The sequence below is a fragment of the Nocardiopsis sp. SBT366 genome, from assembly GCF_001083815.1.
Lineage (GTDB): Bacteria > Actinomycetota > Actinomycetes > Streptosporangiales > Streptosporangiaceae > Nocardiopsis > Nocardiopsis prasina.
The window spans coordinates 29,473-49,300 of the sequence record NZ_LAVM01000027.1 but is presented as its reverse complement, the minus strand read 5'-3'; the positions used below and the strand labels follow the sequence as shown (position 1 = coordinate 49,300).

General features: G+C 70.6%; 19 protein-coding genes. 13 read left to right on the top strand and 6 right to left on the bottom strand.

Going from position 1 to position 19,828, the window contains the following annotated elements:
• Positions 1-48: 48 nt before the first annotated feature.
• The 6 genes from pgeF (at position 49) to ADX84_RS10710 (ending at position 4,975) form a co-directional block, all read left to right on the top strand.
• Positions 49-768 carry a peptidoglycan editing factor PgeF gene (gene pgeF, locus ADX84_RS10735; protein ID WP_049571492.1) on the top strand — a complete coding sequence of 240 codons (720 nt, stop codon included), beginning with the start codon at positions 49-51 and terminating at the stop codon, positions 766-768.
• A gap of 84 nt (positions 769-852) precedes the next feature.
• A complete protein-coding gene (locus ADX84_RS10730) occupies positions 853-1,581 on the top strand; it encodes a YggS family pyridoxal phosphate-dependent enzyme (RefSeq protein WP_049571489.1) in 729 nt (242 codons plus the stop codon).
• Between the two features lie 140 nt (positions 1,582-1,721).
• The gene (locus tag ADX84_RS10725; protein WP_049571486.1) at positions 1,722-2,249 is read left to right on the top strand and encodes a cell division protein SepF; all 528 of its coding nucleotides are present in this window, start codon (positions 1,722-1,724) and stop codon (positions 2,247-2,249) included.
• Positions 2,250-2,288: 39 nt separating this feature from the next.
• A complete protein-coding gene (locus ADX84_RS10720; protein ID WP_049571482.1) occupies positions 2,289-2,588 on the top strand; it encodes a YggT family protein in 300 nt (99 codons plus the stop codon).
• Between the two features lie 127 nt (positions 2,589-2,715).
• On the top strand, positions 2,716-3,615 hold the full coding sequence (locus tag ADX84_RS10715) for a DivIVA domain-containing protein (RefSeq protein WP_049571480.1): 900 nt from the start codon (positions 2,716-2,718) through the stop codon (positions 3,613-3,615).
• A 70-nt stretch (positions 3,616-3,685) separates the two neighbouring features.
• The gene (locus tag ADX84_RS10710; RefSeq protein WP_049571478.1) at positions 3,686-4,975 is read left to right on the top strand and encodes a hypothetical protein; all 1,290 of its coding nucleotides are present in this window, start codon (positions 3,686-3,688) and stop codon (positions 4,973-4,975) included.
• Positions 4,976-5,042: 67 nt separating this feature from the next.
• Here ADX84_RS10710 and ileS read toward each other — a convergent pair whose 3' ends face one another.
• Positions 5,043-8,243, bottom strand: a complete 3,201-nt coding sequence (ileS, locus tag ADX84_RS10705) for an isoleucine--tRNA ligase (protein WP_199776552.1) — start codon at positions 8,241-8,243, stop codon at positions 5,043-5,045.
• Positions 8,244-8,609: 366 nt separating this feature from the next.
• On the opposite strand from ileS, the gene ADX84_RS10700 reads away from it, so the two are divergent.
• The 4 genes from ADX84_RS10700 to ADX84_RS10685 all read left to right on the top strand — a co-directional run bounded on the left by ADX84_RS10700 (position 8,610) and on the right by ADX84_RS10685 (position 10,977).
• Positions 8,610-8,870, top strand: coding sequence for a hypothetical protein (locus ADX84_RS10700; RefSeq protein ID WP_049571474.1), 261 nt, complete (start codon positions 8,610-8,612; stop codon positions 8,868-8,870).
• Between the two features lie 165 nt (positions 8,871-9,035).
• The gene (locus ADX84_RS10695; RefSeq protein ID WP_049571471.1) at positions 9,036-9,446 is read left to right on the top strand and encodes a TraR/DksA C4-type zinc finger protein; all 411 of its coding nucleotides are present in this window, start codon (positions 9,036-9,038) and stop codon (positions 9,444-9,446) included.
• A gap of 29 nt (positions 9,447-9,475) precedes the next feature.
• Positions 9,476-10,054, top strand: coding sequence for a signal peptidase II (lspA, locus tag ADX84_RS10690; RefSeq protein ID WP_049571469.1), 579 nt, complete (start codon positions 9,476-9,478; stop codon positions 10,052-10,054).
• Positions 10,051-10,977, top strand: coding sequence for an RluA family pseudouridine synthase (locus ADX84_RS10685; RefSeq protein ID WP_049571464.1), 927 nt, complete (start codon positions 10,051-10,053; stop codon positions 10,975-10,977). Before lspA ends, ADX84_RS10685 begins: the two co-directional genes overlap by 4 nt.
• Here the strand turns inward: ADX84_RS10685 and ADX84_RS10680 are convergent.
• On the bottom strand, positions 10,974-11,987 hold the full coding sequence (locus tag ADX84_RS10680; RefSeq protein ID WP_234003918.1) for a DMT family transporter: 1,014 nt from the start codon (positions 11,985-11,987) through the stop codon (positions 10,974-10,976). The two genes, ADX84_RS10685 and ADX84_RS10680, sit on opposite strands and share 4 nt — an antisense overlap.
• 73 nt (positions 11,988-12,060) lie before the next feature.
• Here ADX84_RS10680 and ADX84_RS10675 point away from each other — a divergent pair, with 73 nt between their 5' ends.
• Positions 12,061-12,966, top strand: coding sequence for a LysR family transcriptional regulator (locus ADX84_RS10675; protein ID WP_049571460.1), 906 nt, complete (start codon positions 12,061-12,063; stop codon positions 12,964-12,966).
• Between the two features lie 507 nt (positions 12,967-13,473).
• Here the strand turns inward: ADX84_RS10675 and ADX84_RS10670 are convergent.
• Together ADX84_RS10670 and ADX84_RS10665 are read right to left on the bottom strand one after the other, a co-directional pair.
• Positions 13,474-15,156, bottom strand: coding sequence for a thiamine pyrophosphate-dependent enzyme (locus ADX84_RS10670; protein WP_049571457.1), 1,683 nt, complete (start codon positions 15,154-15,156; stop codon positions 13,474-13,476).
• A 193-nt stretch (positions 15,157-15,349) separates the two neighbouring features.
• Positions 15,350-16,315, bottom strand: a complete 966-nt coding sequence (locus ADX84_RS10665) for a LysR family transcriptional regulator (RefSeq protein ID WP_049571454.1) — start codon at positions 16,313-16,315, stop codon at positions 15,350-15,352.
• 86 nt (positions 16,316-16,401) lie between these two features.
• Here ADX84_RS10665 and tdh point away from each other — a divergent pair, with 86 nt between their 5' ends.
• Together tdh and ADX84_RS10655 are read left to right on the top strand one after the other, a co-directional pair.
• Positions 16,402-17,478, top strand: a complete 1,077-nt coding sequence (gene tdh / locus ADX84_RS10660; protein ID WP_049571450.1) for an L-threonine 3-dehydrogenase — start codon at positions 16,402-16,404, stop codon at positions 17,476-17,478.
• A gap of 9 nt (positions 17,479-17,487) precedes the next feature.
• A complete protein-coding gene (locus ADX84_RS10655) occupies positions 17,488-18,684 on the top strand; it encodes a glycine C-acetyltransferase (RefSeq protein WP_199776551.1) in 1,197 nt (398 codons plus the stop codon).
• A 51-nt stretch (positions 18,685-18,735) separates the two neighbouring features.
• On the opposite strand, the gene ADX84_RS10650 is transcribed toward ADX84_RS10655, so the two are convergent.
• Together ADX84_RS10650 and ADX84_RS10645 are read right to left on the bottom strand one after the other, a co-directional pair.
• Entirely contained in the window at positions 18,736-19,050 is a 315-nt protein-coding gene (locus ADX84_RS10650; protein WP_017544516.1) for an AzlD domain-containing protein, read from the bottom strand.
• A complete protein-coding gene (locus ADX84_RS10645) occupies positions 19,047-19,790 on the bottom strand; it encodes an AzlC family ABC transporter permease (protein WP_156208060.1) in 744 nt (247 codons plus the stop codon). Before ADX84_RS10645 ends, ADX84_RS10650 begins: the two co-directional genes overlap by 4 nt.
• Positions 19,791-19,828 lie beyond the last annotated feature (38 nt).

Here is a 19,828-nt window from a genome sequence, read left to right as displayed (position 1 = left end):
CCGTCACTCCTCCGCCCACGGGGCAGAGGGAAGGACAACGTCGCGCCGATGGGCAACGTCATCGACCTGGGGCACGGTGTCCGTGCCGCGGTCACCGAACGCAAGGGCGGCGTGAGCCAGCCGCCGTTCGACTCGCTCAATCTCGGGCTCGGGTCCGGTGACACCCGGGAAGCGGTCACCGCCAACCGCCGACGCGCGGCCCAGGAGCTCGGGTTCGACGTCGACCGGGTCGTGTGGATGAACCAGGTGCACAGCGCGGACGTTCTCGTGGCGACCGAACCCGGCGGGGTCGGTACCTGCGACGGGGTGGTCACCACCCGCCCGGACCTGGTCCTGGCCTCGATGGCCGCCGACTGCCTGCCGGTGCTCGCCACGGACGCCGTCGCCGGTGTGTTGGGGGCGGCCCACTCCGGTCGACAGGGCACCGCGCACGGAGTCGCGGCCAACCTCGTCGACACCATGGTCGCCCAGGGAGCCCGACCCGGCCACATCACCGTCTTCCTCGGCCCCGCCATCTGCGGCAGCTGCTACGAGGTCCCGCCCGAGCTCCAGGCCGAGACCGCCGAGCGCACACCCGAGGCCGCCTCGACCACGCGCCAGGGCACCACCGGCGTGGACATGGTCGCCGCCGTCACCGCGCAACTGCGCGGGGTCGGCGTCACCGACATCATCACCGACGGGCGCTGCACCCTGGAGACCCCCGAACTCTTCTCCCACCGGGGCGACGCGCCCACCGGCAGGTTCGCCTCCTTCCTCTGGCGCACCTGACCGCCGACTCGCCCGAGCGGGCCGCCCCCAGCGGCCGGTTCCGGTCCCGCGCCGCCCCTCCTACCCCAGAAGGAACGAACGACCGTGTCACAGACCGACCCCGAGCGCACCGAGCAGATCCGCGCCAACCTCACGGCCGCGCGGGCCAGGATCGAGGCGGCCTGCCACCGGGCCGACCGCGATCCCTCGGAGGTGTCGCTGATCGGCGTGACCAAGACCTATCCGGCCAGTGATGTGCGTATTCTCGCCTCGCTCGGTGTCACGGACGTCGGTGAGAACCGCGACCAGGAGGCCGCTCCCAAAGCGGCGGAGACCGTTGATCTCGACCTGACCTGGCACTTCGTCGGACAACTCCAGAGCAACAAGGCTCGCTCCGTGGCGTCCTACGCCGACGTCGTGCACTCCGTGGACCGGGCGAAGCTGGCCCGCGCGCTGGGGGACCGGGCCGCGGCGGCCGAACGGAGACTGACCTGTCTGGTCCAGATCAACCTGGACTCCGACTCGCGGGCCGGGGTCCTCGGCCCGCGCGGCGGAGTCGATCCCGCCGACGCGCCCGCCCTCGCGGAGAGCATCGACGGGCACGAGGCGCTCACCCTCGGGGGAGTGATGGCGGTGGCACCGCTCGGCGGTGACCCCGACGCGGCCTTCGCCGTCCTCAACGAGGTGGCGGGGCGGATTCGGGATCGCTACCCTCAGGCGACGGTGATCTCCGCCGGGATGAGCGGGGACCTGGAGGCCGCGATCGGAAGAGGCGCGACACACCTGCGGCTCGGCACGGCGTTGCTTGGCGCTCGGGGACCGATCGTGGGGTAATGTCCCCACATAGACCTTGGGGCCCGTCTGTGGCGTTCGCCCGAATGGACGAACACCCCGCTGAGGCGGGGCGCAGGGGCTGGAAACGACGGAGGAGTCGGCTGCGGTGAGAACGCCGCGGGGACGACGGAGGACATGAGATGGCCGGCGCGATGCGCAAGATGGCGGTCTACCTCGGCCTCGTGGAGGACGACCGTTACGATCACCGCTATGCGGACGAATATGATGAGTTCGACGATTTCGACGAGGGCGTGGAGGAGCAGCGTGACCGCGACGCCGCCACTCCGCGAGGCGAGGAAACACGAGGCGACGCTGTGACGGACACCGGCGACTACCTGGGAACGGGTGAACGGCGCGGTGGAACGACCACGACAGCCTCAACAGCCGACCTCGCTCGGATCACCACGCTCCATCCACGCACCTACAACGAGGCGCGTACGATCGGAGAGCACTTCCGGGAAGGTACACCGGTGATCATGAACCTGACCGAGATGGTCGACAGTGACGCCAAGCGTCTGGTCGACTTCGCGGCTGGTCTGATCTTCGGTCTCCATGGCAGTATCGAACGCGTGACGAACAAGGTGTTCCTGCTGTCCCCGGCCAACGTCGAGGTGACCGCCGAAGACAAGGCGCGGATCGCCGAGCGAGGGTTCTTCAATCAGAGCTAGATCATCACATTTGTCCAGAGATTGGGTCGGGGAACGACCGTGAGTATGGTCCTGTACGTGCTGCTGCTTCTGCTTCAGCTGTTTGTCTTCGTGCTGATAGCGCGGGTGGTGTTGGAGATGGTGATGTCCTTCTCCAGGACTTGGCGGCCGACCGGGTTCGTGCTCGTGCTCGCCGAGATCGTCTACACGATCACCGACCCGCCACTGAGGTTCCTACGCAGGTTCATCAAGCCGGTCCGGCTGGGAAGCGTCGCACTCGACCTGAGTGTGCTGATTCTCTTCTTCGCCGTGATCATCCTTCAGAGCGTTCTGAGGGGCCTGATGGTCAACCTGTCGTAGGGGTTGGAGGGCGGAAATGGCCGCCCTGGATTCCGATATGTGGTCTTGGTCATGATCTGGATTGCCGTAAGGTCACGATCAGGTAGCGTCCCTACGGACAGACTCCAAGCGCGCCAAGGAGACGAACATGCCGCTGACACCCGCTGATGTGCGGAACAAGCAGTTCAGTACCACCCGGCTCCGGCCGGGGTACGACGAAGAAGAGGTCGACGCCTTTCTCGACGAGGTCGAGTCCGAGCTGGACCGCCTCATCCAGGAGAACGAGGAACTGCGCGGCAAGCTGGCCGAGTGCCTGAGGGGCAAGGTCCCCAACGCCGGTATGCAGGACTTCCAGCAGCAGGAGCAGGCTCCCGAGGCCCCGCAGCAGCAGATGGAGCAGATGCGCCCGGAGCCCGTCCAGGCGCAGCAGCCCGTCGAGCCGCAGCCCCAGGCGCCCGCGCCGCAGCCGCAGATGGGCATGACCGGCGCCAACCTGGCCATGGGCGGCGAGGAGAACATGGACACGGCAGCCCGCGTCCTGGCCCTCGCGCAGCAGACCGCCGACCAGGCGATCTCCGACGCCCGCCGTGAGGCGGACGAGACCCTGGGCCGTGCCCGCCACGAGTCCGAGGACATCCTCGGCAAGGCGCGCCGTCAGGCCGACCAGATCATCGGCGAGGCCCGGGCCCGCTCCGAGAACCTCGACCGTGACGCCCAGGAGCGCCACCGTCAGGTCATGGGCAGCCTGGTCCAGCAGCGCGAGGAGCTCGAGCACAAGGTCAACGTGCTCAAGGACTTCGAGCGCGAGTACCGCAGCCGCCTGAAGGACTACTTCGAGCGTCAGCTGCGCGAGCTCAACGAGGAGGGCAAGTCCATCGAGCCCAACCCGAACACCACGGGTGGGTTCCAGACGATGGCCCCCCAGTCCGGTGGGACCCCCGCGCTCCAGCAGCACGGCCCCGGCCCCGGCGGTAACCCGTTCGGTCAGCCCGAGCCCGCCCAGCACGGTGGTTTCCACCCGGGTGAGGCCCCGCACGAGCGTCGCTGACCTGTCAGCGGATGCGGCTCCGAACAACTGAAAACTCCGGCTCCACACGTGTAAAGGCCCTGGTCGACCCGTGATCCTTAGCCTCCTCGCCACCGTGGCGGTACTGGCGGCCCTTGTCGTCATCGCGGCCGCCCTGGTGCTCGCCGAGCCCACCCTGGTGTACTTCGCCCTGGGACTCGGCGGGTTGAGCGTCCTTCTTCTGTTGGGCGCGCTCATCCAGGGACGGTTCGGCGGGAGCAGTTCGGACACGGCGCGGACGGACGGTTTGGGGAAGTCGTCCGTCCCCGTGGTGGCCGCCGCTTCGGCGGTCGGCGCGGTACCGGGCACACAGTGGGAACCGGAGTACTCCGGGCGCGTACCCGCACCGGCTGAGCAGCCGGTGCGGGAATCCGCCGTTACGAAGCCCCCCGTGTCCACGGGGCACGCGCTCGGTGAGTCGCGCGTCGCGGCCGCCGAGGAGAACGAAGAGGAAGCGGAGTTCGAGGTTCCCCGCTGGCAGACCCCCACCATGGGGAGTTGGCCCGAACCGGTCGTCGAGCCGGAAGCCGGGCCGAAGCCGGAAGAGCACTCCGAGAAGACCGAGACCGTCCCAGAACCCGACGGATCGGACGAACCCCCGCGGGTCGAGGAGACCCCCGAGAGGGAGGCACCCCACGAGGCCGCGCCGGACCCGATCGAGGTCGAGGACGCGTGGGAGCCCGTGGCCGCCGTGGCGCAGACCGAACCGGTGAGGGAACCGGAAACGTCCGCCATCGAACCCGAGAGGGCGCAAGAGCAGACCTCCGTCGAGGAGTCCCCCGCCGAAGAGACCACCGCGGATGCCGCGTCGCTCCCCGAGAGCGATGACGAGGCGCACGCGCAGCAGCCCGTCCAGGAGGATCGGGCGCCCGGGGAACACGGCCCCGAGGACCTGGAATCGTCCGAGGCCCCGGACCACTCCGAGGACGTGGAAGCGTCCCTGGCCTATGCGGCCCTCCTCGACACACGTGACGACGACCCCGAGGAAACCGAGCTCCGCCAGGTTTCCGAGCAGGTCGAGCCTGAGCAGGATCCCCAGATTGTGGAGTCCGAGGCCGAGCAGGACACCCGGACTGTGGAGGCCGAGACCGAGCGGGCCGGGTCCGAGCAGGTCGAGCCTGAGCAGGAACCCCAGATCGTGGAGGCCGAGAGCTCCCAGGAGGCCCTGGAGGCGCACGCGGCTCCGGAGAGCGCCCGCGAGGACGAGGACGAACCCGTCCACGAGGAGCCCGAGGACGCCTCGGCCCAGGAGACCGACACACCCGAAGGCCCCGAGGAACCGCAGGACCGGGTGGAGGACTCCGGACGCACCAGGGAACCGGACTCCTCCCTCTCCGCCTGACCCCGGAACACGAAAGGGCCCCGCTCACTATTTCGAGCGGGGCCCTTCGACGTCGCGGGGATTGACGTCAGGCGCGGCGGAAGGCGAAGACCACGTCGAACTCATCCGACTCCGCCGAGTGCGGAGCGTCCTCGGCCACACCGGCCACGAAGGCGTCGGCGAGCACCTCACCGGCGATGGTCCGACCGTGCTCGGTCAGCGCCTCACGGATCGCGTCGTCGCCGGTGGTCCACCACACGTGGATCCGGTCCGACACGTCCAGACCGCTGTTCTTACGGGCCTCCTGGAGCATCCGGACCATCTCGCGGGCCAGACCGGCACGCCGCAGCTCCGGAGTCAGCTCCAGGTCCAGGGCCACGGTCTCACCGGCCTCGGAGGCCACCGCCCAGCCCTCGCGGGGCTGTTCGGTCACCAGTACCTCGTCGGCGCTGACCTCGACCGGCTCGTCCTCGACCCGCACCTGCGCCCAACCGGTGTCACGGACCTGCGCGACCAGGGCGGCCGGGTCGGCAGCCTGGATGGCCTTGGCCACCAGCGGCGTGCGCTTGGCGAACCGCTTGCCCAGAGCACGGAAGTTCGGCTTGACCACGTAGTCAACGAGGTCACCGCCGACCGAGGACAGTGCGTCCAGACCGGTCACGTTGAGCTCCTCGGCCACCTGGCCGCGCAACTGGTCCGGCAGGTCGGCGAAGCCCGGGGCGCCCACCAGGGCGCGGGCCAGCGGCTGACGGGTGCGCATGGCCGAGTCGACCCGCGCGGACCGGCCCAGCTCCACCAGACGGCGGGTGAGCGCCATGTTCTTCGACAGCTCGGTGTCGATCAGCTCCTCGTTCACCCGGGGCCACGACGCCAGGTGCACCGAGTCGGCGGCTTCCGGGCGGCGCAGCGCCGACCACACGTGCTCGGTCAGGAACGGGACGATCGGCGCCATCAGCAGCGTGACGGTCTCCAGTGCCTCGAACAGCGTCGCGAAGGCGGCCGCGCCCTCAGGGGTGTCGGCTCCGCCCCAGAACCGGCGGCGGGAACGGCGCACGTACCAGTTGGAGACGTCGTCCACGAACGCGGTCAGGCGGCGCCCGGCCCCTGTCGTGTCGAACTCCTCCATCGCCTTGGTGACGTCCCGCACGACCTCGTTCAGCTCCGAGAGCAGCCAGCGGTCGAGCACCGGGCGGTCCTGCGGGGCGGGCGCGTCGGCCAGCTTCGAGTGGTCCCAGCCGTTCCCGGCGTTGGCGTACAGGGTGAGGAACGACGTGGTGCTGTAGTACGTCAGCAGCACCTTGCGGACGATCTCCTCCAGGGCGGCGTGGCCGACCCGCCGGGCGGTCCACGGTGAGCCGCTGGCCAGCATGAACCAGCGCAGGGCGTCGGCGCCGTGGCGGTCCATCACCGGGATGGGCTGCATGACGTTGCCCAGGTGCTTGCTCATCTTGCGGCCGTCCTCGGCGAGGATGTGGCCGAGCACGACCACGTTCTCGAACGAGTTGCGGCCGAACACCAGGGTGCTCACCGCGAGCAGCGAGTAGAACCAGCCGCGGGTCTGGTCGATGGCCTCGGAGATGTACTGCGCGGGGAAATTCTCCTCGAACGTCTCCTTGTTCTGGTGCGGTGCGCCCCACTGGGCGAACGGCATGGAACCGGAGTCGAACCAGGCGTCGATGACCTCGGGCACGCGGCGGGCCACCCGCTGGTCCTCGGGCAGGGACGGGTCGGCGTCGGGGTCGGGGATGACGATGTCGTCGACGAACGGGCGGTGCGGGTCCAGGTTGGACAGGTCCTGGCCGCTGAGCTCGCTCAGCTCCTCCAGGGAGCCCACGCAGATCCGGCGGCCGTCGGGGAACTCCCAGATCGGCAGCGGGGTGCCCCAGTAGCGGTTGCGGGACAGCGCCCAGTCGACGTTGCCGCGCAGCCACTCGCCGAAGCGGCCCTCCTTGACGTTCTCCGGCACCCAGTTGGTGACGTCGTTCTGTGCGAGGAGTTCGTCCTTGACGGCGGTGGTGCGGATGTACCAGGACGGGACCGCGTAGTAGAGCAGCGCGGTGTGGCAGCGCCAGCAGTGCGGGTAGGAGTGCTCGTAGTTCAGGTGGCGGAAGAGCAGGCCGCGATCCTTGAGGTCGCGGACCAGCGTCTTGTCGGCCTCCTTGAAGAACACCCCGCCCACCAGGGGGAGTTCGGCCTCGAAGGTGCCGTCCGGGCGGACCGGGTTGACCACGGGCAGGCCGTAGGAGCGGCAGACCAGCATGTCGTCGGCGCCGAAGGCGGGGGACTGGTGGACCAGACCCGTGCCGTCCTCGACGGTGACGTAGTCGGCGAGCACCACGTAGTGCGCGGGCTCGTCGAAGGGCACGAGGTCGAAGGGGCGCTGGTAGGTCCACCGCTCCATCTCGTCGCCCTCGTAGCTCTCGCCGGTGAGCTCCCAGCCCTCACCGAGGACCTTCCCGAACAGCGGTTCGGCGACCACGAGCCGCTCGTCGCCGTTGGTGGCCACCACGTACCGGACGTCCGGGTGCACGGCCACGGCGGTGTTGGACACCAGGGTCCACGGGGTGGTCGTCCACACCAGCAGTGAGGTGGGGTGCTCGGGAGCGGCCAGCGGCCCCGAGGTGATGGGGAAGCGCACGTACACCGACGGGTCGGTGACGGTTTCGTAGCCCTGGGCCAGCTCGTGGTCGGAGAGCGTGGTGCCGCAGCGGGGGCAGTAGGGGCTGATCCGGTAGTCGCGGACCAGCAGGCCCTTGTCCCAGATCTGCTTGAGCGCCCACCAGACCGACTCCACGTACTGCGGGTCCATGGTGCGGTAGGCGTCGTCCATGTTCACCCAGTAGCCCATGCGCTCGGTCATGGCGGTGAACGCGTCCACGTTGCGCAGGACCGACTCGCGGCAGCGCTCGTTGAACTCGGCGATGCCGAAGGCCTCGATGTCCTTCTTGCCGCTGAGTCCGAGTTCCTTCTCCACGGCGACCTCGACGGGCAGGCCGTGGCAGTCCCAGCCGGCCTTGCGGTCGACGTGGTAGCCGCGCATGGTGCGGAACCGCGGGAAGACGTCCTTGAAGGCGCGGGCCTCGACGTGGTGCACGCCGGGCTGGCCGTTCGCGGTGGGCGGGCCCTCGTAGAACACCCAGTTCTCGTTGCCGCGCGTCTGTTCGAGGGAGCGCTGGAAGACGTTCTCCTTCGACCAGCGGCCGAGGATCTCGCGCTCCGTCGCGGGCAGGTCGATCTGGGCGGGCAGCTGGGGCAGCGCGCGGGATTCGGGCCGGGGGTCGTCGGTCACCGTCGTACCTTTCTCCATCAGGGGTGTTCCTGACGGAGGGACGAGGCCGGGCCCCGCGGTACCACCCTCCTTGGAGCCGCGTCCGGGTCCGCTGGGCGGATCGGTGGCGGGTCCCACTTCGTTGGGTTCGTGCCGGTTCTACTGGGGTGCGCGCGGTGCGCGCGACCTTTTCTTCCGACGGCTCCGGGGTGATCTTCGCGCTGGTCGTTGCCCCCGGGCTCGCACCGTCCCCGGGTCGCTTGGGCGGTCCAGCCCCCTCTAGGCTGTGTCCGTCCGGTCGGGGCCAGCGTTACTCGTCCCCATCGACACGACTTCAGGATAACGCAGTGCGGCCAGGCGCGCCGCGCTTTAGTTGGGGGTGCGGCCATGGCGGAGCGGACACGGGGCGCGGTGCTGGTGACCCTGGCCGACCGCGAGGACGCGGAGGAGCTCGCCGAGCAGCTCCAGGAGCAGGGTTACGAACCGTGCAGGGTGTACCGGGACATGCTCGCGGGGGAGGACGACGCCGAGGACGTCGACTGGGTGATCGAGGTGCTGACCGGACCGCACGGCGGCTCGGCGGTGTTCGACGAACCCCACCTGCGGCTGCTCGCCGAGGACTACGGCGGCTACGCCGTGGCGGAGTGACACCTGGGGAGTGGGCTCCCGCCTCCATCCGCACCGCACCGCCGGGATCGTTGCCTTGGACCGGTGGATTGCCTAGGCTCACGGCACCACTCACGGCCGTTCCGAAGGGGAGACCCCCCAGTTCAGGAGGGGTGCGGGGCCGTGGGTACGCGGAGGGGGAGTGCGATGAAGGCCACCGAGGCGGCGGCGCTGCCGGTGCGACCGGGCGAGGAGCCCTGGACGTCGGAGGAGCTCGCTCAGGTCCGGAAGCAGCTGGAGGGCGAGATCGCGGCCCAGCGGGCGGAACTCAGGGAGGGCGAGGAGGCGCTCGCCGAGCGGCTCACCGATCCGGTCGAGGGTGCGGGCGACGACCCCGCGGACGCCGGAGCCAAGACCTTCCAGCGCGAACACGATCTGGCGTTGGCCTACAATACTCGTGACCTGCTCGCCAAGAGCGAGCGGGCGATCGAACGGATGGACGCGGGGACCTACGGGGTCTGTGAGTCATGCGGCCAGGCGATCGGGAAGGCACGTCTACAGGCCTTTCCACGCGCCACCCTGTGCGTCAACTGCAAACAGCGCGAGGAGCGTCGCTGACTGAGGTAGAGCCCTCCGGGGACAGCAACATGACCACGACCGACAACACCGTCGCCCGGCCGCGCAGGTACGTACTCCTGTTGTTGGTCGCGCTGACCGCGATCGTCGCTGACTTCGTCACCAAGGAGTGGGTGCTCGCCACCTTCTCCCAGGGCGAGCGCCTCGACGTCCTCGGCAGCTTCGTCCAGTTCACCCTGGTCTACAACACCGGTGCCGCGTTCTCGCTCGGCACCGGCTACACCTGGGTGTTCACCGCCATCGCCACCATCGTGGTCCTCGCGATCGCGTGGATTGGCTGGCGCGTGCGCAGCCTGTGGTGGGGCGCGACCCTCGGACTGATGATGGGCGGCGCCGCCGGGAACCTCGTCGACCGCTACTTCCGTGGCGAGACACCCGGAACGGGCGCGGTCGTCGACTTCATCAGCGTCGGGAGCTTCCCGGTGTTCAACCTGGCCGACTCCTGCGTGGTGGTCGGGGCCTGCCTGGTGGTGGCGCTCACGTTCAAGGGGCTCAACCTGGACGGCACGAGGGCCGAGGACGAGGCCGCCGAGCCGGACGAGGGCACCCAGAAGGACCGCGACGACAACGACGAAGGGAAGGGCGCATGAGCGACATGAGAAGCCTGCCCGTCCCTGACGGACTGGAGGGGGACCGGCTCGACTCCGCCATCGCGCGGATGTTCGGGCTGTCCCGCACCCGCGCGGCCGAGATCATCGGTGACGGCGGGGTCCTCCTCGACGGCTCCGAGGCGGGCAAGTCCGACCGGGTGAGTGCCGGTGCCTGGCTGGAGGTCACCCTCCCGCCGCCGCCCACCGCCCCGGTACCCCGGGCCGAGGCGGTCCCCGGTATGCGGATCGTGCATGAGGACACCGACATCATCGTGGTGGACAAGCCGGTCGGCGTGGTCGCGCACCCCACGGTCGGCTGGACCGGCCCGAGCGTGCTGGAGGGCCTGTTGGCCTCGGGCGTGCAGCTGGCCACCAGCGGCGCGGCCGAGCGCCAGGGCATCGTGCACCGGCTGGACGCCAACACCACCGGCCTGATGGTCGTGGCCAAGAGCGAGACCGCCTACAGCGTGCTCAAGCGGGCGTTCAAGGAGCGCACCGTGGACAAGCGGTACCACACGCTGGTCCAGGGCCACCCTGACCCGCTGCGCGGCACCGTCGACGCCCCGATCGACCGTCACCCGGCCGGTGACGGCCGTTGGGCCGTGGTCGCTGGAGGCCGCCCCTCGGTGACGCACTATGACACCCAGGAGGCCTTCCGGGCCGCCAGCCTGTTGGAGATCAAGCTGGAGACGGGCCGCACCCACCAGATCCGGGTGCACATGTCCGCGCTGCGCCACCCCTGTGTGGGCGACTACCTCTACGGCGCCGACCCGACCCTCGCCGAGCGGCTGGGGGTCAGGCGCCAGTGGCTGCACGCGGTGCGACTGGGCTTCGACCACCCCACCGAGCACCGCCCGGTGGAGTTCTCCAGCCCCTACCCCGACGACCTGCGCGCCGCCGTGGAGCTGCTCCGCGAGGACTAGCGCGCGCCACTCCCCTCCCGGCCTCCTCCGCCGTCCTGCCCCACCGGGGCCGGGCGGCGGACGTGCAGGACGCGCTGGCACAGCGCCGCTCCCAGGATGATCACGAGCGCCCCCACCGGCTGGTTCCAGGTCAGGGTCTCGCCGAGCAGGACGACACCGGCGGTGACGGCGACCACCGGGACGACGTAGGTGACGGTGGTGGCCACGGTGGCGCCCGCGGCCCGGACGATGGCGTAGTTGAGGATGTAGGCGAACCCGGTGCCGAACACGCCCAGAGCGGTCACGGCGAGGGCGACCCGCCAGGTCAGCTCGGTGGGGGCCTCGGTGAGCAGCGGGGTCAGCACCAGCAGGGGCAGGGTGCCGAGCAGCATCTGGAGGGAGCTCAGCTCCAGCGCGGTGTGCGGGCTTCCCGCCACGAACCGGCGCAGGTAGGGGGTCCCGATCCCGTAGCAGACGGTGGCTCCCACCACCAGGAGCATGCCGAGCAGCGCGTCGTCGTCGGAGACGTTCACCTGGCCGAGCGAGTTCCAGACGCCGAAGACGGTGAGGACCCCCAGGAAGCCGATGCCCAGGCCGAGGAGGCGGGTGCGGTCGGGTCGTTCGTCGCTCAGGATCAGCATGGCGAACACCACGGCGAACAGCGGGGTGGAGGCGTTGACGATCCCCATCAGGGCGGACGGGATGAGCTTCCCGGCGTAGCCGAACAGGGTGAACGGGATGGTGTTCAGCAGCAGGGCGGCCACGAACATGTGGCCCCAGAGCCGTGGTGAGGACGGCAGGCGCCCCCGGCTCAGGACGAGGACGGCGAGCAGGGCCAGGGCACCGGTCCCCATGCGCCCGAGGGCGAGCTGGAGCGGCGCGAGGACCTCCGCGCCGATCCGGATCAGGACGAAGCTCATGCCCCAGATGAGCGCGAGCAGCACGAACTTGGCGCGCCAGCTCAGGAACGGGGCTCCGCGCGGTGCGACGACCGGCGGGGAGGAGGCGACGGTGCCGGGAAGAGTGGACATGGGATGTTTCTATCTGTGCACGATCCCTTAGGTCTACTTCGTATTTCTAAACTCGTGCCTTAGCGTTGCTTACATGCTCAGTGTCGACCGGCTCCGGGTCCTGCACGCCATCGCCGCCCACGGGTCCCTCAGCGCGGCCTCCCAGGCCCTCCACGTCACCAACTCCGCCGTCTCCCAGCAGTTGACCAAACTCGAACGCGAGGTCGGCCAACCACTGGTCGAGCGCAACGGGCGGGGGGTGCGCCTCACGGACGCCGCCGAACTCCTGGTGGAGCACACCTCCCGCATCCTGTCCCTGGTCCACCGCGCCGAGGCGGACCTGGAGGCCCACCGGGGCGAGGTCACCGGGCATCTGCGCCTGTCCGCCACCCCCACGGCGGTGCGGGGACTGCTGCCCGCCGCCCTGCCCGCCCTGCGCGAGGCCCACCCCGGACTACGGGTCGAACTCCACGAGGACGAGCCCCAGGAGAGCGTCCCGGCTATGGCGCGCGCCGACGCCGACCTCGCCCTGGTCGTGGACTGGATGGGAGCACCCCTCCAACTGCCCCAGGGGATGACCCGTGCCTCTCTCATGGAGGACGTCGGCGACATCGCGTTGCCCTCGGACCACCCGCTGGCCCACCGGGAGATCCTGGAGCTGGACGAGATCCTGGACCTGCCGTGGATCAGCTGGACCAAGGGGTCCATCTGCGACGACTGGCTGCACGACATCATCCGGGGCCGAGGGGCCGAACCCCACATCATCCACTCGGTGGAGGAGCACCAGACCAAGCTGGCCCTCATCGCGGCCGGGATCGGCGCCGCCGTGATGCCGCGACTGGGCCGGGGACCCCTGCCCGAGGGTGTGACGGTGGTCCCCGTGCAGCCCGCGATGGTCCGCCAGGTCTACGTGTTCTGGCGCACCGACGCCTCCCGGCGCCCGGCCATCAGGGCCGTGGTCAGAGCCCTGCGCGAGGCGGCCGCCGCCTACACGGAGTGATCCGGCGCGCGGGCCGTTCGACGGTTCCTCTGTTCTTTCGAGCGGGAAGGGATTTCTGTCGGAGGTCCGCCCCGGCGGTGTCGCCGGGACGGTGCCCTTACCCAAGTTGGCCGTCCCACCCGGCCCCAGGCGTGGCGTGGGGAGCCCATGGTTCGAGCTCCGTGCCCCGGGAGCATCCCTGGCGACGAACCCCAGGTGGAGCGGAGCGAACTCTGAGCCCCGAGACCTGAGGGGTGGACCCCGAGCAGAGGGCCCTGGGTGGCGGGCCTTGGGCGCGAACCCCGGATTCCGGGCGTCGAGCAGAGCCCCGAACACCAGTGACGGGCCCTCAGGTCTGAGCCGCGAGGGCTGGGTGGCGGGTGGCAGGCGGTGAAGCTGAGTCCGGAGCTGCGTGCGGTGATCCCCGGCGCCTGGACTCGACTTGGTCGGCTGGGGCGGAGAGAGCCGGTGCGCGCACGGACCCGACCGCCGGGCGGGGCGAACCGATCGGGCCGCCCCGCCCAACCCTCAGGCCTCGCCGAGCAGGTCCGCCATGGTGGCGGTCGGGCTGATCACCTCCGGATCGGTGCGCACGTCCACCAGGGTGGGCAGGTCCGCGCCCACCGCCTCGCTCAGGGCCTTCTCCAACTCCTCGCGGGTGTGCACGGTGGCGCCCCTGGCCCCCAGCGCCCTGGCGTACCCGGCCAGGTCCAGCGGTCCGCTGATCTGCGTCCCCGCGATCCTGCCCAGCTCGCGGGCCTGGTGCATGGCGATCGTGCCGTAGAGCCCGTTCTGGAACACCACCACCGTGATCGCCGCCCCGTGGCGCACCGCCGTCTCCAGCTCCTGCCCGGTCATCAGCGCGCCGCCGTCACCAGCCACCGCCACCACGGTCCGCTCCGGAGCGGCGAGCTTGGCGGCCACGGCGGCGGGCACCGCGTATCCCATGGCGCCGCTGGTCGGCGCCAACTGCGTGTCCGCATGCCGGTACCACCAGCCCCGGTGCAGGAAGGACGCGAAGTTGCCCGCGTCGTTGGTGATCAGGGCGTCCTCGGGCAGGACCTCTCGCATGCCCGCGATCACCGACCACGGGTGCATACGGGGACCCCGGTGCCGCTCCGCCTCGGGCGGGACGGTGGCGCTCTCGACCCACAGCCGACGGGCCGCGCTCCAGTCCCGGTAGGCCACCGTCACCGGCGCCCCGGCCAGCGCGCGCAGCGCCTCGCCGGAGTCGGCCACAGCCCCGAGCCACACGTCCTTGGTTGCCCCCACCTGCGCGGGGTCGATGTCGATCTGCGCCACTCTGGTGCGGCCGTCCGACTCGGGCAGCCGGTACCCCTGGGTGGTCGTCTCGCTCATCCGGCAGCCGACCACCAGGACGGCGTCGGCGTCGGCCAGGGCGCCCAGAACCGCGCTCGGCGCGCCCAGCCCCAGGTGGCCCAGGTAGAGGGGGTGGTCGTTGGGGAAGACGTCCTGGCGTCGCCAGGCGGCGTACACCCCGGCGCTGTAGCGCTCGGCCACGCGCACGAGGTCCTCGCGCGCCGCCCGCGCACCGCCGCCCGCGACGATCACCGGGCGCACCGCACGGGCCAGCCACGCGGCCAGCTGATCGCGGTCCTCCTCGCCCAACGGCGGCCGGGGGATCAGCGGGGCGCGCGGTACGGGCGGGGCGCCGACCCGCTGCCCGAACAGGTCTCCGGGCACCGCGATGGCCACGGGCCCCGGCCTCCCGGTGGTGGCGATCCGGATCGCCCGCGCGGTCACCTCCGCCAGCCGGTCCGCCCGGTGCACGGTGGTGGACCACTTGGTGATGGGTGCGTAGAAGGCGGTGAGGTCCACCTCCTGGAAGGCCTCGCGGCCCAGGCGCTCGGTCTCCGCCTGTCCGAGGAACACGATCATCGGGGTGGAGTCCTGCATGGCGGTGTGCACGCCCACCGCGAGGTTGGCCGCGCCGGGGCCCCGGGTGGCGGCGGCCACGGCGGGGACACCGGTGAGCTTGGCCTCTGCCTCGGCCATGAAGGCGGCGCCGCCCTCGTGCCGGGTGGAGACCAGGGCCATCTCCGGGTGCTGGTCGATGGCGTCGGCCAGTTCGAGGAAGCTCTCACCGGGGACGGTGTAGCACCGTCTGATCCCGGCGGCGGCCAGGACCGAGACCGCCGCGTGCGCTGCGGTGTCGGTCGGGGGCTGGGGCCGTGGTGCGGCAGGGGCCATGGAGGCGGGTCCTTCCATCGTCGCAAGGTCCACTCAGCGCGCTCCGGGGGCGGGGGTGTGCCCCGGAACACATGCGGCTGACTCTGGCAGGCGGCTCAGGGCCGGTCAAGGCCGAGGGCCGCCGCCTGTGGACAACTCACCCCGAGCCGCCCCAAGCCGCCCGGAGTGGCGCCCGCCCACGTGGGCCGACCGGTCAGGCGGCCCCTCCGTCCTCGTGGTCGAGGGGCCGCGCCGCCGAGCGCCTCCTTCGTGGTTCGAGGGCCCGGGCGTGTTCGTGCAGCTCGCTGAGCACCGCGTGCACGAGGGGATGGCCTTCGGTGCCGCGGCGAACGGAGACGAACACGTGCCTTCTCGGCGGTCGTCCCCTCAGCGGCACGACGCTCACGCGCGGCAGGTCGATGGCGGCGATCGCCGACCGTGGTGCGAGGGCGATGCCGAGGCCCGCGCCGACGAGCGCGCTGACCGCACGGAAGTCGTTGGAGACCGACTCGACGCGTGGCTGGAAGCCCGCCTGCTGACACGCCAGGAGCGTGAGGTCGTGGATCGGGTTGCCCGGGAGCGGGGTGACCCACGCTTCACCGGCCAGACGCGACAGCGACAGGTGGGTGCTGGCGGCGAGTTCGCTGTCCGAGGGCACGAGCGCGTCCAACGGCTCCGAGTACAGACGTGCGTGACTGAACTCCTGGGCGGTCGAGACCGTGGCCTCCGGGTAGTCCACCGACACCGAGACGTCCACGTGGCCCTCGGCCAGGAGCCGTTGCGCGGCGGCGCCCTCCGCGTCGGTGACGTGCGCGCGCAGGTGCGGGGCGGAGGCCCGAAGCGCGCGGAGAGCGGGAGCCACGACCTCGATGATCGCGGACGGGAACGCGGCGATGCTCACGGTGCCGACCTCTCCGAGCGCCGACGCGGCCAGATCGGCCTCCGCCTGCTCGAGGATCGCGGACACCTGCACGGCGTATCCGGCGAGGACCGTCCCCGAGGAGGTCAGCCGGATGTTGCGTCCGTGGCGTTCGAAGAGGTCGAGCCCGACCTCGCGCTCCAGCGCCGACAACTGTTGCGACACCGCCGACGGTGACAGGTAGAGCGACCGGGCCGCGGCGGTGACGGTGCCGTGGAGCGCGACTGCCTGGAGAACGCGCAGGCGGCGCGGGTCGATCACACGATCTCCTTTGAAGGAAAGCTGGAAGGTTCTCTACAGGTCTTCGTGATGGACTTAATGATATCCAGTACGTGATGATCGGGGGAATGAAGGCTCTTTCGAAACTCCGCGGCGAGCCCGGGCTGATCCTGGCCGACGTCAAGAACCCCGAGATCGGTCGCGGCGAGGTGCTCATCAAGGTCCTGCGTACCGGAATCTGCGGTACCGACCTCCACATCAGAGCCTGGGATCACTGGGCCCGGTCCGTGATCGAGCCGCCGCTCGTCCTCGGACACGAGTTCGTCGGTGAGGTCGTCGACGTCGGCGGTGATGTCAGCGACGTGAAGATCGGCGACCTGGTGAGCGGCGAGGGCCACCTGGTGTGCGGCAAGTGCCGTAACTGCCGGGCCGGGCGCCGTCACCTGTGCATCCGCACGATCGGTCTGGGGGTGCACACGAACGGAGCGTTCGCCGACTACGTCGCCCTCCCTGAGTCGAACGTCTGGGTGCACCGCATCCCGATCGACCTCGACGTCGCCGCCATCTTCGACCCCTTCGGCAACGCCGTGCACACGGCGCTGTCGTTCCCCGTCATGAACGAGGACGTCCTGGTCACCGGGGCGGGACCGATCGGGATCATGGCCGCGGCGACCGCGCGCCACGCGGGTGCGCGCAGCGTCGTCGTGACCGACCTGAGCCCGTACAGACTCGGGTTGGCCCGGGACATGGGCGCGACGATCGCCGTGGACGTCTCACGGGAGGACCTGGCCGACGTCATGGCGGCGAACAACATGAAGGAGGGGTTCGACGTCGCGTTCGAGATGTCGGGCCAGCCCAGGGCCCTCGCCTCGGCGATCTCCAGCATGAGCCCCGGCGGCCGTATCGCCGTCCTCGGACTGCCGGCCGAAGACGTCTCCGTCGACCTCGCGACCGTGGTGACCCGGATGCTCACGGTCAAGGGGATCTACGGGCGGGAGATGTTCGACACCTGGTACGCGATGTCCGTGCTGCTCGAGAACGGCCTCGACATCAGTCCGATCATCACCCACCGGTTCGGCTACGAACAGCACGAGGAGGCCTTCGAGGTCGCCGCCTCGGGCGGGTGCGGAAAGGTCGTCATCGACTGGACCACGCCGATGGTCCCCCAGCCCGGACCGCTCACAACGACGATCAGCAACGAGTAGGAGACTGACGTGTACTCAGCGATGCGCGACCACCTCAAGAGTGAGATCGAGGGCATCAGGGAGGCGGGGCTGTTCAAGGACCAGCGGTTGATCAGCGGCCCCCAGTCCGCACGGATCAGCGTCGGTGACGACTCCGTCCTCAACTTCTGCTCGAACAACTACCTGGGCCTCGCCGACCACCCCGACCTCATCGACGCCGCCAAGCGCACGCTCGACGAATCGGGCTTCGGCATGGCCTCGGTGCGGTTCATCTGCGGCACACAGGACCTGCACGCGCGCCTGGAGCGACGCCTCTCGGAGTTCCTCCGGGTCGAGGACACCATCCTCTACAGTTCGTGCTTCGACGCGAACGCCGGAGTCTTCGAGACGCTCCTCACCGCCGAGGACGCGGTGATCTCCGACGAGCTGAACCACGCGAGCATCATCGACGGGATCCGGCTCAGCAAGGCGGGCAGGTACCGGTACAAGAACCGCGACATGGCCGATCTGGAGAAGCAGCTCGTCGCCGCCGCGAACGCCCGCCACCGGCTCATCGTGACGGACGGCGTGTTCTCGATGGACGGCTACCTCGCCCCGCTCGACGAGATCTGCGACCTGGCGGAGCGTTACGACGCGCTCGTCATGGTGGACGACTCCCACGCCGTCGGCTTCGTCGGCCCGAACGGGCAGGGAACCCCGGAGCTGTTCGGCGTCCAGGACCGCGTGGACATCGTGACCGGAACGCTCGGCAAGGCACTCGGTGGAGCCAGCGGCGGATACGTGGCAGGGCACGCCGAGATCGTGGAGATCCTCCGGCAGCGGTCGCGGCCCTACCTCTTCTCGAACTCACTGGCCCCGATGATCGTCGGCGCCTCCCTGCGCGTGCTCGACATGCTCTCCGAGGCCGACGACCTCAGGACGAGGCTGAACCGGAACGCGGCACTGTTTCGGGAGTCGATCACCGCGGCGGGCTTCGACGTCCTGGACGGTGAACACGCGATCGTGCCGGTGATGATCGGGGACGCGGCCGAGGCGGCCCGGATGGCGTCGGCGCTCCTTGAGAAGGGCGTGTACGTGACGGCGTTCTCCTACCCCGTGGTTCCCATGGGGCGTGCGCGCATCCGGGTCCAGCTGTCGGCGGCTCACAGCGAGGACGACGTCCGCGCCGCGGTGGCCGCGTTCGCGCAGGTCAGGGACGAGCTCGGCGACTCCGGGACGACGGACTGAGATTGAGGCGTTCCCGCCCCCGGAGATCGCACGGGCCCGGCCCGCCGGACGCTAGGCGACTCCGAGGGCGCGCAGGGCGGCGGTGGTCCCGGCGGCGGCCACGACCACCACCAGGAACGGCGCGCGCAGCACCAGGGCGAGCGCGGCCGCTCCCAGCCCGGCCATGCGAGCGGTGTCCCAGTGCAGGCCCTGGCCGTCACCCAGGGCCTGCACGGCGATCAGCGCGGCCAGCAGCGCGAGGGGCACCGCCATGGCGAACCGTCGCAGCCACGGGTTGTCCAGCAGACGGCGCGGGGCCGCCAGCCCCGCGTACTTGAGCAGGTAGCACCCGGCGGCGGTGGCGACCAGCGCGATCCACATCGTCATGACCGCACCCCCTCGGCCCGGTCGGTCTCGTCGGCGCCCTCGGGTCGCCCCGTGGCGCCCGTGCGGTTGTCGGTGCCCACGAAGGCGAGCAGCCCGGCGGAGGCGGCCAGCAGCACCGGAACCCCCGGCGGCATGAGCGGGGTCGTGGCCAGCGCGAGCCCCGCGCCCAGCGCCGCGATCAGCCAGGTGCGCAGCCCGCCCTCGCGCAGTCGGGGCCACAGGAGCCCCAGGAAGATGGCCGGACCCACCGCGTCCAGGCCGAACGCGTCGATGTTGTCCACGCGGTCCGTGGCCAGCGCGCCCACCAGGGTCGTGGCCACCCAGAAGCCGCCCAGGACCAGGTACGTCGTCATGAACGCGGTACGGGCCGACTCCCGGTCCGGCTGGACCAGTGTCACCGCCGTGGTCTCGTCGATCACCCCGTGCGCCGCCAGCGCCCGGCGCACGCCCCGGTACCCCAGGACGTCGGCCAACCGCAGCCCGTACAGGGTGTTGCGGGCACCCAGCAGGAGGGCGCCCAGCGCCCCGGCGACGAGGTTGCCGCCGCCCGCGATCACCCCCACCAGTGCGAACTGGGAGGCGCCGGTGAACATGAACAGGCTCAGGAACACCGCTTGGGCGGGTGAGAGCCCGGCGGCCACGGCGGCGGTGCCGAAGGCCAGACCGGCGGCGCCGACGGCGACACCGATCCCCAGGCTGTCCCGCACCGCGGGAGATCGGAACACGGAGAAGGTCTTCACGTTCGCCCACGCTAGGCGGCTCCGCGTCCGGAAGTCTT

Excerpts from the sequence above, each read along its gene's own strand:
- pgeF (WP_049571492.1), top strand. The coding sequence starts at position 49 with ATGGGCAACGTCATCGACCTGGGGCACGGTGTCCGTGCCGCGGTCACC.
- tdh (WP_049571450.1), top strand. The coding sequence starts at position 16,402 with ATGAAGGCTCTTTCGAAACTCCGCGGCGAGCCCGGGCTGATCCTGGCC.
- ADX84_RS10715 (WP_049571480.1), top strand. The coding sequence starts at position 2,716 with ATGCCGCTGACACCCGCTGATGTGCGGAACAAGCAGTTCAGTACCACC.
- ADX84_RS10680 (WP_234003918.1), bottom strand. The coding sequence starts at position 11,987 with ATGTCCACTCTTCCCGGCACCGTCGCCTCCTCCCCGCCGGTCGTCGCA.
- ADX84_RS10670 (WP_049571457.1), bottom strand. The coding sequence starts at position 15,156 with ATGGCCCCTGCCGCACCACGGCCCCAGCCCCCGACCGACACCGCAGCG.
- ADX84_RS10650 (WP_017544516.1), bottom strand. The coding sequence starts at position 19,050 with ATGACGATGTGGATCGCGCTGGTCGCCACCGCCGCCGGGTGCTACCTG.
- ADX84_RS10700 (WP_049571474.1), top strand. The coding sequence starts at position 8,610 with ATGGCGGAGCGGACACGGGGCGCGGTGCTGGTGACCCTGGCCGACCGC.
- lspA (WP_049571469.1), top strand. The coding sequence starts at position 9,476 with ATGACCACGACCGACAACACCGTCGCCCGGCCGCGCAGGTACGTACTC.
- ADX84_RS10685 (WP_049571464.1), top strand. The coding sequence starts at position 10,051 with ATGAGCGACATGAGAAGCCTGCCCGTCCCTGACGGACTGGAGGGGGAC.
- ADX84_RS10695 (WP_049571471.1), top strand. The coding sequence starts at position 9,036 with ATGAAGGCCACCGAGGCGGCGGCGCTGCCGGTGCGACCGGGCGAGGAG.
- ADX84_RS10725 (WP_049571486.1), top strand. The coding sequence starts at position 1,722 with ATGGCCGGCGCGATGCGCAAGATGGCGGTCTACCTCGGCCTCGTGGAG.
- ADX84_RS10675 (WP_049571460.1), top strand. The coding sequence starts at position 12,061 with ATGCTCAGTGTCGACCGGCTCCGGGTCCTGCACGCCATCGCCGCCCAC.